Source organism: Buttiauxella noackiae ATCC 51607 (assembly GCF_001654865.1).
Taxonomy (GTDB): Bacteria; Pseudomonadota; Gammaproteobacteria; order Enterobacterales; family Enterobacteriaceae; genus Buttiauxella; species Buttiauxella noackiae.
The window spans coordinates 54,736-71,116 of the sequence record NZ_LXEO01000015.1 but is presented as its reverse complement, the minus strand read 5'-3'; the positions used below and the strand labels follow the sequence as shown (position 1 = coordinate 71,116).

Annotated in this window: 9 protein-coding genes; 3 read left to right on the top strand and 6 right to left on the bottom strand. The window is 48.9% G+C overall.

Annotation, left to right across the window (positions count from 1 at the left end; translation table 11 throughout):
• Positions 1 to 25: 25 nt before the first annotated feature.
• On the bottom strand, positions 26 to 1,186 hold the full coding sequence (locus M979_RS06580; protein ID WP_209439627.1) for an amidohydrolase: 1,161 nt from the start codon (positions 1,184 to 1,186) through the stop codon (positions 26 to 28).
• A 91-nt stretch (positions 1,187 to 1,277) separates the two neighbouring features.
• On the opposite strand from M979_RS06580, the gene M979_RS06575 reads away from it, so the two are divergent.
• On the top strand, positions 1,278 to 2,243 hold the full coding sequence (locus M979_RS06575) for a LysR family transcriptional regulator (RefSeq protein ID WP_074388629.1): 966 nt from the start codon (positions 1,278 to 1,280) through the stop codon (positions 2,241 to 2,243).
• Here the strand turns inward: M979_RS06575 and M979_RS06570 are convergent.
• Positions 2,167 to 3,087 carry a DMT family transporter gene (locus tag M979_RS06570; RefSeq protein WP_064554191.1) on the bottom strand — a complete coding sequence of 307 codons (921 nt, stop codon included), beginning with the start codon at positions 3,085 to 3,087 and terminating at the stop codon, positions 2,167 to 2,169. The genes M979_RS06575 and M979_RS06570 overlap by 77 nt on opposite strands.
• Before the next feature lie 205 nt (positions 3,088 to 3,292).
• Here M979_RS06570 and M979_RS06565 point away from each other — a divergent pair, with 205 nt between their 5' ends.
• Positions 3,293 to 4,207: a LysR family transcriptional regulator gene (locus tag M979_RS06565; protein ID WP_064554190.1), complete on the top strand. Its 915-nt coding sequence runs from the start codon at positions 3,293 to 3,295 to the stop codon at positions 4,205 to 4,207.
• A 173-nt stretch (positions 4,208 to 4,380) separates the two neighbouring features.
• Entirely contained in the window at positions 4,381 to 5,016 is a 636-nt protein-coding gene (locus tag M979_RS06560) for a carbonic anhydrase (RefSeq protein ID WP_064554189.1), read from the top strand.
• Between the two features lie 645 nt (positions 5,017 to 5,661).
• Here the strand turns inward: M979_RS06560 and M979_RS06555 are convergent.
• The 4 genes from M979_RS06555 to M979_RS06540 all read right to left on the bottom strand — a co-directional run bounded on the left by M979_RS06555 (position 5,662) and on the right by M979_RS06540 (position 15,581).
• Complete coding sequence (locus M979_RS06555) at positions 5,662 to 6,960, bottom strand: glycoside hydrolase family 10-like protein (RefSeq protein WP_064554188.1); 1,299 nt, start codon at positions 6,958 to 6,960, stop codon at positions 5,662 to 5,664.
• A gap of 209 nt (positions 6,961 to 7,169) precedes the next feature.
• Complete coding sequence (locus M979_RS06550) at positions 7,170 to 8,507, bottom strand: HlyD family type I secretion periplasmic adaptor subunit (RefSeq protein WP_342446857.1); 1,338 nt, start codon at positions 8,505 to 8,507, stop codon at positions 7,170 to 7,172.
• Positions 8,507 to 10,246: a type I secretion system permease/ATPase gene (locus tag M979_RS06545; protein ID WP_064554186.1), complete on the bottom strand. Its 1,740-nt coding sequence runs from the start codon at positions 10,244 to 10,246 to the stop codon at positions 8,507 to 8,509. Before M979_RS06545 ends, M979_RS06550 begins: the two co-directional genes overlap by 1 nt.
• A 10-nt stretch (positions 10,247 to 10,256) precedes the next feature.
• A complete protein-coding gene (locus M979_RS06540; RefSeq protein WP_064554185.1) occupies positions 10,257 to 15,581 on the bottom strand; it encodes a peroxidase family protein in 5,325 nt (1,774 codons plus the stop codon).
• Positions 15,582 to 16,381: the final 800 nt, after the last annotated feature.

The window sequence follows — 16,381 nt, the reverse complement described above, 5'->3', positions numbered from 1 at the left end:
CTCCGGTGATAGTCAGTTAGCGCTGTTATGCACAAAGGCGGTCGAGGGCGAGGGTAATGAAATAGCGCACGCCCAGCGGCAGTACATCGTCGTTAAAATCGTATTGTGGGTGATGGCAAAAAACGCCTCCCTGGCCGAGCAGCACATAAGCACCGGGCCTGCGTAATAAAAACTCTGAGAAATCTTCTGAACCGTTCATCGGTGGGAAACTGCGTAACACGTTGTCTTTGCCAAACACTTTTTCGGCACTTTTTGCTGCGGCCTCGGCCTGAGCCGGGTGGTTGACGGTTGCCGGGGAACCATTGGCAAAACGAACGCTAATCGCGCATTCGCAGGTTTTTGCCACCCCTTCGCAAATTGCCTCAACACGGCGCTTTGCCTGGGCGCGTACCGCTTCGTTAAATGTGCGCAATGTGCCTGCAAGTGTGGCGTGAGCAGGGATAACGTTCGGCGTACTGCCAGCATGCATGCTACCGATGCTCAGCACCGACATTTCTGAGGGGGAGATGGTACGGCTGACTACCGTTTGTAATGCGCAGACCAGTTGTGCTGCGGCAATCACCGGGTCGCGAGTTAATTCTGGTGCGGAACCATGCCCACCCACGCCATCGATACTTATCAACACATCGTCACATGAGGCCAGCATTGCGCCATCCAGCACGCCAAATGTCCCAGGCGCAAAATGTGGAGCGTTGTGCAGTCCGTAAATTTCATCCCAGTCAAACTGTGTTTCAGCACCGGCCTCCAGCATCGCCAGTGCGCCACCGCCGTTTTCTTCGGCAGGCTGGAACAAGAACACCACTTTCCCGGCAAAATCGCGGTTTTGGCTAAACCAATGCGCCGCACCTAACAACATAGCGGTGTGCCCGTCATGCCCGCAGCCGTGAAAAGCGCCCGCATGAGTGGAGCGATATTCCGGAGTACCTTCTTCTTCCATCGGCAGCGCATCCATATCCGCACGCAGAGCGATAGTGCGCCCAAGGCCGCGTTCGCCTTCCACCACACCAACAACACCTGTTCCGCCGATATTGCGCCAATGGGTGACTCCCCATTGTTGCAGGCAATTAGCGACACGATCACTGGTGCGTGTTTCTTCAAAAGCAATTTCGGGATGAGCATGTAAATCACGGCGTAGTGCCACTAACTCAGCAATATTTACCGTCAAATCAAGGTTATTGTTCACCACTTATAAAGCCCTCTATTATACTGATTTCGCAAAACGTCCGGTTTTATGATGCTAGAAGAGACTGAAATCATTGGTCAATTTCCAGTTTCTTATGCCTATAACAAACAGTTATAGCGGAGGGTTTATCAAAACATCTCAATTGCGGATCTTAGTGGCAGTAGCCCGACATGGAACGCTGATCGGTGCGGCTGGCGAGTTAGGGTTATCTCAACCGGGCGTCACGCGCAGTATCAAAGAACTCGAATCTCGACTAGGTGTGCAGTTACTGGTGCGCAGTGGCGCTGGCGTGCGTTTCACCACTTATGGCAACACGCTGTTGCGTTATGCCCGCACCGTGATAACCGAAATTAACCGCGCAGAGCATGAAATTGCTGCCATGAAAGCACAATCCCATGCCAGTTTGAATATTGGTGTCTCTTTGCTTTCAGCAACTGTTCCGGTTTATGAGGCTCTACGTCGCTTTCGCTTACGCTTCCCACAGGCCCGCGTTAACGTTCATGAAGGCATGCCGGGACAAATCATTGATGGGTTACGCAATGGTGACTTTGACCTGTGCCTGGCATTTGTGGCACAAACCGACCCGATTGCTGAGTTTCGCCTGATTGCTTTGCAGCACTGGCCGCAAACTCTGGCGGTGGCAAAAGGCGATCCGCTGGCCAAGGCCGTCAATCTGAACCAACTCTCTGAGGCACAGTGGCTATGCAGCCACACCAGGGAAAGCTGGCAACCGTTCTGGCAACAGTTGGCAGGGGAGCAACAGGTTCTGGAGCCCGCGCAGGTGAATATCTGCACTTCATGGGGGCTCTATTCAGCACTGGCACAGGATGCTAACACCGTCAGCATCTGGCCGGATTTCTTGCTGCGTGCCCGCCCTGGGCAAGAGGAATTAGTACCGCTAAACATTCAGACGCAATTACCCGATATCACCTTTGGCTTTATGTTGCGAAAAGACCAGGTACTGACGCCAGTTTGCGAATATTTTATCGACTGCATGGGTCAGGAGCTAAAAGCTTCTGCTTTGGAGCCATCGAGCAAAGTGCAATTCCCAGTGCGATAAGCAACGCGCTGACGAGGTGAAAACCATGTAGCGGCACGTTGAGAAACAGCACGCTAAACACGCCGCCGCTGAGCGGAATCAGGTGCGAATAGACTTCACCGCGCGTTGCACCAATGGCCTGAATGCCTTTATTCCACAGCAAATATGACAACCATGACGGTAAGATAACCAGGTAAGCCAACCCTAATAAAAAACCTGAATTAAAGTAGGCTTTCATCTCAGATGCATAATGGGCCGCCGAATAGAGTGATAACACCGGCAGCAGCACTATCGCGCCAATCGCGGCACTGACCGCAACAAACGCATTTCCGCCAACCTGTTTAGGTTTGAGGCGCAAGAACGCGCAGTACAGCGCCCAACTAATAGCCGAACCCATGGTCCATACGTCGCCACGGTTAAGGTTTTTAAGCGTGTCCAAATGCAAAAGGTCGCCTTGCATCACCAGGTAGATCACGCCCAAAGAACTGAGCACTACGCCATAAATATTGCGCCGTGAAATAGCCTCTTTGAAAATAAACTTATTAATCAGCAACACTAATGCGGGCGTGGTGGATAAATATATTGCCGCATTTAATGAGGAGGTGTATTGCAGGCCGATATATAGCGTCACCGGGAATAATACTTGCCCGCACAAAGCGAGGAAAAATACCGTGTATTTCGCCTCAACCATCGCCTGCCATTGCGCTCCTATTTGCCGGAAATAGAGGCTGATAAGCACCAGGGCGGTGAGCATCCAGCGCGCCTCCGACAGCACAATGGGGTCAACCTGCGCCACCAGTTCGTGACCCACAACATAGTTTCCACCCCAGAAACAGGCGGCAAGACTTAACAGTAAATACGGCATAATTTGAATTCCAGAAAACGGTTTAATACAATCAGGTATAGATTTAATGCATACATGCGATATCACGCAGCTGATGAAGAGTACGTGAGCCCAGCGGCCAGATACCTGCGAATGCTTGAATCAGTGATTTGCTGAAGACCATGGTAGGGTTGCGGGGCAACCAAATCTAATTCATCTTTTTCATGGCAAGGTATAGTTTAAAACTATGAGGTTCACGCTACGGCAGTTAGAGTTTTTCATCGCGCTTGCGCAAACACAGCAGATTTCCAAAGCGGCTTCACGCTGTAATATCTCGCAGTCGTCGATGACGGTCGCGATGCGCAATCTCGAAACCTCGTTAAACAACCAGCTGTTTTTGCGCCAGCCAAAAGGTATTGAACTCACCGCCGCAGGTGAGCGCTTCCTGCATTACGCCCGTAAAATTATTAATGACAGCCAGCTTGCCATTGACGATTTGCTGCACCAACCGCAACTGGAACAAGGCACGGTGAATATTGGCATCGCCAAAACGCTTTCTGCTTATTTACTGCCAGCGATTATTCTTGAAGTTGAACAGCATTTTCCATTAATGACGATTAATTTTATTGAGTCAGACCCGCAGGAATTAACCGAATCATTAAAGACTCAGGATATTGATTTCTCGCTGCTGTTAACCTCAAATATTGCTCACGACAATGCCCTGAAAAAAGAGATATTTATTCGTTCACCGCGCCGACTTTGGGCCGCGCAGGGCCATCCGCTATTGAACCAGTCAGTGATTCATTTGGCTGATCTTGAAAACCATCCATTTTTGCTGCTGGATACCGACGAATACCCCAACGTGATTAAAGAGCACTGGCGTGCCCGAGGCGGTAGCCCAAATATCAGTTTCATCACCACCTCGTTCGAAACGGTGCGCAGTCTGGTGGCAAAAGGAAAGGGGGTGACGATATTGTCGGATCTGGTTTACCGCCCGTGGTCGCTCGAAGGATTGCGCGTGATGCGCCGCAGCATTACTGACAGCACCACCTACATGGATGTTGGCGCGGTCACGCTTGCTGAATCCTCCCTGAGCGAAACGGCAACAGCAGTGCTGACTTATTTGCGCACAGTGATAACGCGGCTGGGTGAGGAGGCATGATAGTGACCTGGAACCACTGCGATTATTCGAATGAAGCGGATATAAAGCAGCATAAAAAACAGGGGGAAATATAATAACAATAAATATGTGGATATATATATCGTATGACAGTGAATTGATCTGTCATTATCTGCGTGGCATCATATCGGCACAAAAAATATATAGGGCTTACGATGAAAGACGTTATTGACGGTTTTTTGAGGTTTCAGAAAGAAGCCTTTCCGCAACGCTCCAAACTATTCAAAAAACTCGCATCAAATCAAAATCCTAAAACACTTTTTATTTCCTGTTCCGACAGCCGACTAGTTCCTGAATTAGTTACACAGCGTGAACCGGGTGAACTGTTTGTCATTCGAAACGCAGGTAATATTGTGCCACCGTTCGGGCCAGAGCCTGGTGGTGTTTCAGCATCGGTTGAATATGCGGTGATGGCACTTGGCGTTCGTGACATCGTGGTTTGTGGGCATTCAGATTGTGGGGCGATGACCGCGGTCGCCAACTGCCAGTGTCTTGACCATATGCCAGCCGTTGCTCACTGGTTACGTTATGCAGATGCTGCAAAAGCCATTAACGAAGCGGAAGAGCATAGCTCAACCCAATCTCGCGTTGACGGCATGGTTCACCAAAATGTGATCGCACAACTGGGGAATTTACGTACCCACCCTTGTGTTGCATTAGCGCTTGCGAAGGGCAACATTACGCTTCACGGCTGGGTTTATGATATTGAATCGGGATGTATTGAAGCATTTGATAGCAAAGGCGGGAAATTCATCTCGTTATCAGACAATCCGGGTGTAACGGCGTCTTAATCAGCCATTTATGAAAACCTCCGCCACGGCTAATAACCTGGCGGAAGTTTTCAATAGGGAAGTGTGGTCACTTCCCTGGCGGTTAAATAAATAGCCTCGGATTATTCCGGGGTTTATTTTTAATTAGCGATAATGGTGATGATGCCAGCCGTGGTGATGTCCACCATCCCTGTAAATACAGCCAGATAGGCTCATAACAATTACTATGCTACTGATAATTAATGCAAATTTTTTCATGGTTGATACCGTTTCTCACTATTAACATTACCAGTGATTATCGGTTGATATAAAATTGGAACAACCAGATAAAACTCAATTTTATCCCCTCCACATTTTCCTCAATATTGTTCAATTAATATTCATCGCATAATTAAAAATAACAAATAATTAAAGTAGCTGAATTGATGCACCAATCGAGGAACAGAAAACGACCGTTTCGATTGGTTTTTGGAACCAACGTGGGAAAACAAAAAGAGATGAGCAATTATGATTTATGTCGGGAAGTGATTTTGAAAATGAAACCCAAATTCCCAGATGCTTTTACGTGAATTCTGCTGCACCGATGTACTGCCAGAACAGTAAAATTCACGTAGCGACGCCATTTTGAAGAAAAATCATTTTATTCAATTGTTTATGTGGCAGGTGTTAACTGCCCCAGCGGTTTTTAAGATAGCTAACGGCTTCTCTGGTTTGCGGCTGGTTGAGATTGTTCTCTCTGAACAAGATCGTACCGCTGATTTGCGGCAATGATTCGTTAAGATCGAGCTGTTTTTTCAACTCGGGCACACCACCGTTTACCGTCCAATCCGGCTCTTTCCGGGACGGTTCACCGACTTTGTAGAGTGCAACCCCAATATACAGACGTGTATTTGTTGGTTTCACCACATCGGCCCACCATTTTGCGAGTACATCATAACGGGCGGCATCACGCGCAAAAGGCCAGTACAACTGCGGAGCGATGTAATCCAATAAGCCCTGTTGTACCCACTTTCGTGTATCAGCAAAAGATTCATCATATGCCGCTGCACCTCGGGTATCGGAACCGGCAGGATCAAATGAACGGTTGCGCCATACACCAGCAGGACTCACACCAAATTCAACACCCGGCTTTAACTGCTTGATAGTTCGGGAAACTTGCTCAATAAGTTGCTGCGTGTTGTGCCGACGCCAGTCTGCTTTTGAATCAAATCCCTGACCATATTTTTGGAATGTCGGGTTGTCGTTGATGCGGGATCCTGGAGACTCTGTATAGAAGTAGTCATCAAACTGTACGCCATCGACGTCATAACGCGATACGACTTCAGCAACGACGCTGGTAATCCAGTCTCGAACTTCTGGAATTCCAGGATCTAAGACATAACGATCGCCTGAGATACGAATCCAGTCACGATGGAGCACAAACACGCTCGGTGGTTGGTCCGATAAAGTGTTGTTGAGTTCTGCAACGGTCGACGGTTTGGTATTGGTGGAAACACGGTAAGGGTTAAGCCAGGCGTGAACTTTTATACCGCGCTTGTGTGCTTCGTCGAGCATAAATTGCAGCGGGTCGTAACCTGGGTCTTCACCAATTTTACCCGTCATTACATCAGACCATGGCAAAATTTTTGATTGCCAAAGCGCGGTGCCATCAGGTTTGATCTGGAAAAATACGGTATTAATTCCAAGGCTTTTCAGGTTATCTAATTTGTTTTTTAACGCTTGCTGTTGCTGACTAACGCGAGTGGAAGCATTGTTCGGATTTACTGATGCAACAGGGGGCCAGTCAAGACGAGATACCGTTGCGAGCCACACGCCTCGCACGGGTTCTTGATTTTGCGAAGGCGATGCCGGATGCGCCGGTTTAGTCACCGGGGTCACGAGCGAGACCGGAGGTTTTGAAGAACAACTGGCAAGTAAAATAGCGGCGATAATAAAGGCGCCTGACGTTTTCACTTTTCTTGTCATAAGCGGAAAGCTACGAGAACGGCTAATGGTAGACTCCAGTTTTGCGGCACATAGTCAGGAACGAATATTCTCTGCTGATTCGCATTTAAGTCAATGATGTAGATTATGTTAATTGGCATCGGGTGACTGAGAGCTGCCAACGCACCTGCCGCTTTAAGTATGACGGGTAGCGAGTGGCACTATGGCCACTCGCCTTAGACAGGATGGCATCAGTACTCCTTAAACGCCAGTTCCAGGCGAGCGATTAATGGCTTGAACAGATAGCTCAAGAATGTTCGCTCTCCGGTTTTAATTGTCACACTCGCCGGCATGCCTGCCTTAATTTTGTAATCCCCCAACAAACGCACACCTTCTGTAGAGACCTGAACTTCTGCCAGGTAATAGGGCTGCTGCGTGGCTTCATCGATTAAGCGGTCAGCCGAAATAGTTAACACATGCGCAGGAACTGACGGTAATAAAGCATGGTTAAGGGCAGGGAACAGCACATCAACCATCAACCCCGGAACCAGTTTATCAATGGCATGCACCGGTATTTTTGCATCTATTTGCAGAGGTTGCCCGGCGGCAACAATATCCATTAAATGTTCTCCTGGCTGAATAATACCGCCCACAGTGCTGACTTTTACATCCAGAACGATGCCATCAATAGGTGAACGAATTTCCGTATTATCCAGTTCATGTCGAGTCGAAACTAATTCATCTTCAAGCATTGCGACTTCTTTTTGCTTTTCCGTAAGCTCTGATTCTACTTCCCGCAGATACTGATGGCGCACCTGATACGCTTTGATCTTCAGTTCGTTTTGTTGTGACTTTAATTTGGCGATATTCAGAATATCTTCTGAAACGTTGCTGGATATTTCAGCGGCTTCGCGTTCAAGTACCAACAATTGTGCTTTTGGATAGTAGTTTTTTTCGCTGAGCGCTCGAATAGCACCCAGTTCTCGATTGATCAGAGTCGATTGGTGATCCCGATAGCTTTTAATTTTATTCAGGTTTTCGATTTGCCCAACAAGGCCATCCAGTGTTTCCTGAATCATGGACAACTCATCCTGGATGTTTTTTCTACGCGTATCAAATAATTTTCCCTGCAAATTTCTGACTGCTGCCAGGCGTTTATTGTCCGGAAATTGCTGTGTCAGTGTATTGTCGAAGGCAATAACTTCCAGCCCATCTCTTTCTGCCAGTAAACGGTCTTCAATACTTTTTGCTGATATATATTGTGCATTTAACGTGCTGTAACGCATGCCAAGTTGCATTTTATCCAGCCGCACTAACACCTGGTTTTTTTTAACTAAATCGCCTTCTTTAATAAAAATATCGGTGACTCGCCCGCCGCTTAAATGCTGAATAGTTTTACGGTGGCTTGAAACCGTCACCGTCCCGTCAGCCACTACACCGGCATCTAAAGGTGCCTGCACCGCCCATAATAAGAAACCACCAACGCCAATTGTTATAACGATGATTCCACGCAGTATTGGTGGCCAGATATTGGTATCAACGCTGCCAGAACCGGAGGTTTCAGTGTCTTTATTATTCTTTTTCATCATCAGGCTTCTCGTTGCTGTTCAGTACTCGATGGAGAGGAGGTCGCTACCGGTTTTAATATATTGGCCTGCCGTAGATTGGCAAAAACCTGGTCGCGGGTTCCGAACTCTTGCATGGCTCCGTCATTAAGTAATAAGACTTTATTGACCACGCCGAGCAGCGTCGGGCGATGGGAGATAATGACGGTGGTTTGGCCTTGTGTGCGCAACGTATTAATCGCTTTGACGAGAGCAAACTCACCGGCATCATCCAGATTGGCATTTGGCTCATCCAGAACGACGAATGCCGGATTGTTGTAGACCGCGCGCGCAAGCCCAATACGTTGCCGTTGCCCGCCGGATAACTGGTGTCCACCTGCACCCAGAGGCGTGTCGTAGCCCTGGGGGAGACGTAGAATCATGTCATGCACACCGGCCAAAGTTGCGGCAGCGACGATAAGTTCGCTGTCGTTTTCGGCAAAACGGGCAATGTTTTGTGCGATGCTGCCGTCGAATAATTCAACATCTTGTGGAAGATAACCGATGGAGGGGCCAAGCAACTCTTTATCCCACTGGCAAATATCCGCGCCGTCGAGGCGAACCTTGCCGGATAAAGGTTTCCAGACGCCGACCAGTAACTTAGCAAGTGAGGTTTTCCCTGATGCCGAAGGGCCGATAATACCCAGCACTTCACCTTTCTCGAGTTGAAATGAGATATTACGTAGCAGTGGTGCATGTTGGCCTGGTGCTGCGGCAAAAATACTTTCAACACTGATATTTCCGTTCGGACGCGGCAGGGTCAGAACTTCTTTTGGTACCGGGTATTCCTTCAGCAAAGTTGATATCTGATGCCATGCGCTACGAAATTGCACAAATTGCTTCCAGCTACCGATAATTTGTTCCACCGGATTCAGTACACGCCCGAGAATGATGGAGGCGGCAATCATCAGCCCTGGGGTAATTTGGCCTCCGATCACCAGTAAGGCCCCGGCACCCAGCGCAATAGATTGCAGCAGTACACGTACAAAGCGGCTTAAACTGTTTAATCCAGCCGTTTTATCGGCAATCTGCGTTTGCAAAACCAGCACTTTGTCATGCTGTTCACCCCAGTGATGTTTTAGGGTAGAAAGCATTCCCATCGCTTCTATGGTGTCGGAGTTTTGTAATTGTTTATTGAGTTTGCTGGCATTATTGATGGTTAGCGCATGTGCTTGCTGAATAGGGCGTTTGGTCGAAAATTCAGAAACCAGGGTCAGGATAAATAATATTGTTATCCCTCCTAAAGAGAGGTATCCCAACAGCGGGTGGACAAGAAAGGCAATGAATAGATATACCGGTGTCCACGGAATATCCAGCAGCGCAAATAAACTACTGCCGGAAAGAAACTGACGAATCTGATCGAGCTCCGCTAAAGCCTGGGCAGGGTTGCTGTCGCCAGTAGCAACTTTTCGTTTAAATGCAGCATTAAAGACTAACTTATTCATTTTGACATCGAGCCGATTGCCAAGCCTAATCATGACGCTTGAACGGGCCGATTCAATCATCGCAATAACGATGTATATACCGACAATAAGTAACGTCAACATCAATAAAGTGGTCGTATTTTTACTGACCAGAACACGGTCATAGACCTGCAACATATATATTGCCGGCGCCAGCATAAGCATGTTAATTACACAACTAAAAAACAACAGCATTATAAAGGTCGGTTTAGTCCCTTTTAATGCACTCTTCAGTTCTGTTGGCGTATGCTGGCGCGACATAGTCTTCTCCTTACGCAATCAGTGAGTTATTGCCATTATTAGCGGCAAAGGTTGACGGTATTTCGAGAATAAAATCACCGATATTAACGGTGGTTGAGTTCACGCCGACTAAAGTAATAACATCCGCACCAACGGTAACGACGGTATTACCGTTGCTTCCCGTAATCGCGACGTTGCCGTTAAAACTACCCGCAGTAATACCTAACAAACTTAAATCGAGGTAATCCTGCCCACCAACGGCATTACTATCGAAACTCGTGATGCGGTCTTGCCCAAAGCTTGCGCTGAAGGCGAAGATGTCATTACCGGTGCCGCCGTCCATGGTGTCATTACCCGCCTGGCCATTGAGGATGTCGTTACCTGTACCGCCAGAAAGAATATCGGCACCCGTTCCACCAATCATCACATCGTTGCCAATCCCACCCTGGAGGTTATCGGCACCATCACCACCATCTAGGAAGTCATTACCGTTCCCACCGATCAACTGGTCATTGCCTCCCATCCCAAACAGAGAGTCATTCCCATTACCGCCAGTGATGGTGTTAGCAATCGCGTTCCCGGTACCGATGAAACTTCCCTGGCCGGTAAACACCAGTTCTTCGATGTTATCGGTCAAGTCGTAGCTTGCGAGGCCGGTTTGGACAATATCTGTCCCGGCATTGAGACCTTCGATAACGATGTCACCTGCGTTATCAACAATATAGGTATCATTTCCGGCACCGCCGGCCATGCTGTCTGCCCCCAGACCACCATCAAGATCATCGTTGCCAGCATCCCCTTGCAGGGTATCTTGTCCCGCTTCACCTGACAGGCTGTCGTTGCCTGCACCACCTACCAACAAATCGTCACCCGCACGTCCAAGCAGGGTATCGTTACCGCCTTCACCGCGCAGGATGTCACTCCATGCTGTACCGATGAGAGTGTTACCGGCGTTAGAGCCAACAATAAGATCGCCAACAGGCTGGGTAGTGGCAGATGTGAGGACAACAGGTGCGTTTCCTTCATCATCTGTGACTGTCACCACCACTTGCAGAGTTCTGCCAACCATCGCCTGAGCCGGAGTGAAGGTAGCCGCAGTGGCGCCAACAATATTCACAAACCCGGTCGCGGTGCTCATTCTCCATTGATAACTAAAGTTACCGCCGGTCAAACCATCCGCATCAGCAATACCGGAGACAACAGCCGTCAGTGTGACGCTTTCGGTCGGTGTGAGGTCATTAATCACCGGGGCACCGGTAGTCGGCTGGTCGCGCACCATAACGGCCTGGGTTTGAGCCGAAACCAGGGTTTCAGCATCTCCCATACGGTCATTGAAACTGGCAACCACACGCAGTGGAGCACCCAAAATAGCGCCAGGTACTCTGAACTCCTCACCGACGGCCTGATCACGCCATTGGCCATTGGTAAATGCCTGCCATGTCAGCGTGATAGCTGCGTTAGCCGCAATACCGTTCCCATCCTGCAAATTCGCCAGGTTGACTCGCAGGAGGTCGCCAACTTCGGGTGTTGGGTTATCAATGGTGAGATTGCCTGTCGCCTGTTGCGCTGTTACCCACAACTGTTCACCGTTGCCAAACTCCAGTTTTTCGATGTTCAGCAGGCGATCAATACCGTCATCAAAATTCAATGCGGCATCGGGGGTAGCATGGTCAACCCGGAGGCTGCCATCGGGCATACGGGTAAAGGCATAGTTGCTACTGATATCGCGGTACACCGCAACGTCGGTTTCAGAGCCATTACCCTCACTCAAGATCTCACGCACTATAGAGAGTTGGTGCGGTTTTAAGGTGCCAGCCAGCATGTAAGATTTCAGTTCGTTCATACTGTCCGCACTGGTGATGCCCGGCATCCCACTGACCGCAATTCGCACGTTCAGCCACGAGTCGCCATCAATAATGTCGTTGCCCGCTTTACCGGTTATGCGGTCACTTCCTCCACCACCGAGCAAAATATCGCTGCCATCATCGGGGTTAAGCAACACTGCATTCGGGTCCGCTGAGTGCGCGACACCGAGTACGGCCTGAAGACCGCTAATCCTGTCAGCTCCTTCCTGGGTAAGATTATTGGAGAGCGGGGTGCCAAGAACCGGTGCCGTCCCGAGAGGCTGTTCGGTGCCCACTAACACATCGTTGTGTTTCCAGCCCGAAAGCCCCTCAACCAGATCGAAGCGATCCCGCAGGATAAACTCTTGCTGGTTAACGAAAATCGGAATGCCGAGGTCGGAATTAGCACCATGTGGGTCGCCTTTATGGATTGCCCAGTCGAAACCGGCCATGCCATTGTTGCGCTGAATGCCGGGGCCCTGAACCATAATGTCGTCACCTGCTTCGCCATCGTAGTCCGTGTCGTTACCCTGGCCGTTAAGCACATCGTGGCCAACAATCGTACTGTTGAAGAACAGCTCGGAGTTTTCGCCCGTCAACGAGTCAAACCCGTCACCGCCTTCCAGCCAGTCATCGCCTTCGTTACCAAGCAGGGCATCAGCGCCGGAGCCCCCCAGAACAAAGTCATTGTCCCGACCAGCAAAGACTTCCTGGGCATCTTCGCCAACAACCACAAAATCACTGCCGCTGCCGCCGAATACCAGATCGTTACCGTTACCGGAGAAGATGACATCGTGACCTGCGTCTCCGTGCAGGAAGTCTGCATCACCAACGGGTGTGCCGGTGTCGGTAATAATGTCATTACCATCGCCACCGTGGACCACATCTGCCTCATCGCCACCATCCAGGCGGTCATCGCCACCATCGCCCCATAGGCTGTCGATGCCTTTACCGCCGATTAACGTATCGTTACCCGCAGAACCGCCGAGCACCACATGCCCATCACCGGTGTACTTAAGGTAAGCGCCGTCAGCTGCGCCATCGCCGTTAACGTCCTGTGTGGCCGCGCGTCGGGTTAGCAAAGGCGTTAACAGATCTTTTAGTGGGTTACCCCACGTTGGGTCAGCTTCCGTTTGCAGTGCCCGATTCACTTCGAAAATATGGTCAGGAGTCTGGAACAGGTTAGCGGGCAGGTGAGATGAGCCATTTTCCCCAAGGTCGCTGTTACGCATAACCAGCGCGGAGAATGAGTTGGCTTCCAGCTCATTAAGCATGTTCAGCCCCTGAGCTCGACTCAGATAGTAGAAACGGTCGCCGTCTTGCAGCATTTCCATTTGCGTTTCAAAGACAAAGTTGAAGGTAGATCCCAGCATCCCTCCAAACTCGTTTTTCCGCTCGGCAAGCCCGCCAATCCAGAAGTCGACCATGTTCAGACCGGACTCTTTAGTCGCCCATGCGCCAGTACTGTTGAAGAAATCCATCGCATCGGCAGGCGGTTGAGAAGTGCCATCGCCAAACAGCAAGAAGTTCACCGCATCGCGTTTGCCTTGAATGGTGGTAGCACCAAGAATCAGCTCATGTTGGCCGTATGCGGCCATAAAGTTGATGATGGAGGCAGGGTTTTTCAGGTAAGTCGTGAAGTCGGCCCAACTGGTATAAGGGCGCAGTTCACTGTTGCCGCTAAGTTCAAAGAACTGCTCACGGGCCTGGTTCAGTGTTGGCATTGCCGTATCACGGCCACGAGCAATGTTAAGAGCGCCTAAATCAAGCGGTAAACCGATCAGGTTGTTTCGCAGTGCATCGGTAATAAACTCATCAATTTCGTTACCCACTTGCCGCGTCATGCCACGAACAATCGCGCCAATTGCTTGTTCGTCGGAAACCGCACCACCGTTAATTTCATTAAAGGCAACCGGATTCAGGAACGCTTCAATCAGGCCAATGTCACCGTTTTGCATATCAATATCAGTACGCGCCACGGTTTCTGTCAGCATCGAGTGGCCAAAACGGTAAACCACATGTGCGAACTCAGCAAAGATCAGCGGGTTAATGTCTGCCGTGTTGGAGAAGACAAACGGGTCGACTGCAGGTTGTACGGTGCGGGCGAACTCTTCGAAGACCAGGTGCTGATACTGCATCTCCGTGGTGAAACGGCCTGCCTGGAATAAATACTCACCGTTCCAGACCAGGGTGCTGGTATCAGCTGGCAGTTCCGTTATCTGGTGCGCTGGCATCAGCCATTGGTTGATAAGTTCGATATCACCAGTTGCCAGCAGGGTGGTTTTATACTCTTCCACCAGGCGGTTATGCTCGCTGTGAAATACGGCATGCACCGCGGTTAAACCGATGTTTTCATTACCGCGCCCGTCACCGGTGATGAAGTGCCGATCGAGCAGCTCGTCATCATAAGTTCCGGCTGGCTGAGCGCCGCCAATGACATCATCGTTGTCAGCTACCAGCCCGGCTTTTGGCGCAGCGGTGTGGGCAATGTCGTCCAGGAATGCATGCCCGGTGCGCAGCGTTCCGGCAGGTAAGAAATCACCATTCGCTTCAACTAACCCGGCGGTGGTAACGATCTGCACTTTGCCATTTTCACTTAAGATCAAGTTGCCGTAACGGTCAGTGGCCAGCAGCGGAACATTAAACACGTCCTGATCGGTGAGTTTGATACCGAGCAGGGTTTCAGCCTGGTTTTTGACATCAGCCCAGGTTGCCAGCCCACCGTTTGCGCCGCCTAATAAGTTGCCGGTTGGTTCAGGCTTGCCATCAATCATGACGTATTCGCGGATGAATATCTGATGTGACGGGTGGGAGGTGTAGGTCTGGTTTTGATCGATGAATGGAGTGGTGAGGTTTACAGTTTCATGGTTGGCATCAACTTTTGCCCTGGTTAATACCATAAAGTTAGTGGGCGACCCTTCCACATATAAGGGGTCATCGGGTTGCAGCGGAATGAATACAATGCCGTTTCCCTCCTTTGGAATTAAATCCAGACCGTGGTCAAAGAATTGCCCGAATAGTGTCATCCAGCCATTGAAAGCAGGGGACAAGCCCACATCAGGAGACAGGTTTGGAATCGACAGGCTACCATTTGCCGATGTGGTTCCACCTCCAGGGGCATCTTGTAAGTTGTTATGCGCTTCGACTGCTGCCGGGTTTGACGCGGTTTGGTCAGATATCAAGTTACTGATAATACGCGGGTCTGCGTCAGTGACCGTCCCACCGAGTTGAGTATAACTGGTCATGGCATCCGCATCTTGCCAGTTCAACGCGGTGAGTCTTGGCATGTTTTGATCGGCTGAACCATATAGCTCCTGACCCGGTAGAAGGTTATTCCAGGAGCCATCTACGGTGCGAATACCGTAGGGTAACAACGGGCTGGAAACTAAGTCCCGGAGTGCATCGCCATTAATACTACCGTCTGGGTTTGTCGCTGCTTCAGATATTTTTATCTGCTTGAGAATAAAAGCAAGATCGTGCAGCGTGACAGTAAAGTCATATTGTGAGGCCATAAATAATTACCCCTATCTTTACTTTGAACTAGCTATCATCACTCTTTCCTGTCGTTTTCAAAAAAGGGCAGGCGAATGAACCGTGTGTATTGAAATGAATTATCGAGTTGCAATGACGCAACCAATGTCCATGTTATGTAATTTAAAATATTGGCTACCTTATAAGAGTTATTCTCCCTGTAAAAATACTTAGCTGAATAAGTTTATTCCTTCTCTCGCAAAGATAATTTTATGTAAGTTACAGGCAGCCTTGACCTTTTGAATTTGCAGATGCATTCAAGGCGGAGGGTTTTAAATATTGATCACTCGTATATTGGCTGAGATTTTAACCCTGCATGACACTTTTGTTATATTCATAACTATGGTTTTTCTTTGGGTTACTTCTCTCATACTTTCTTATGAGAAAAAATAAAATTTGAAACAATTCAGTAGAGCAGTAATCACAATGCGTTACTTTTTTAATGTAAGAGTGGAGGGGGCAAGATTTTTTTCAGCTGAACAAGATGCGAAAATCGACCCAATTTATTGATAAATATAATTTTTAAATTTAACATCTATGCCTTGGGTGTTTAGCATTTTACCAAAAAAAGTCAAATGATAAAAAATCTCATCAGTCATAACGGCAAGTGATATTTTCATTTCTTTACGTTCCGATTTTTAGTCGGCAAAGTATTTATGCTACTACTTTCATAACTCGTTAATATTAATGTTTCGATGGCAGGTTATTTTCATAAGGTAATAATGCTGTGTAAATAGCACGCTAATTAAACATGTTCATTATTCGAATGAAAACCAACAAC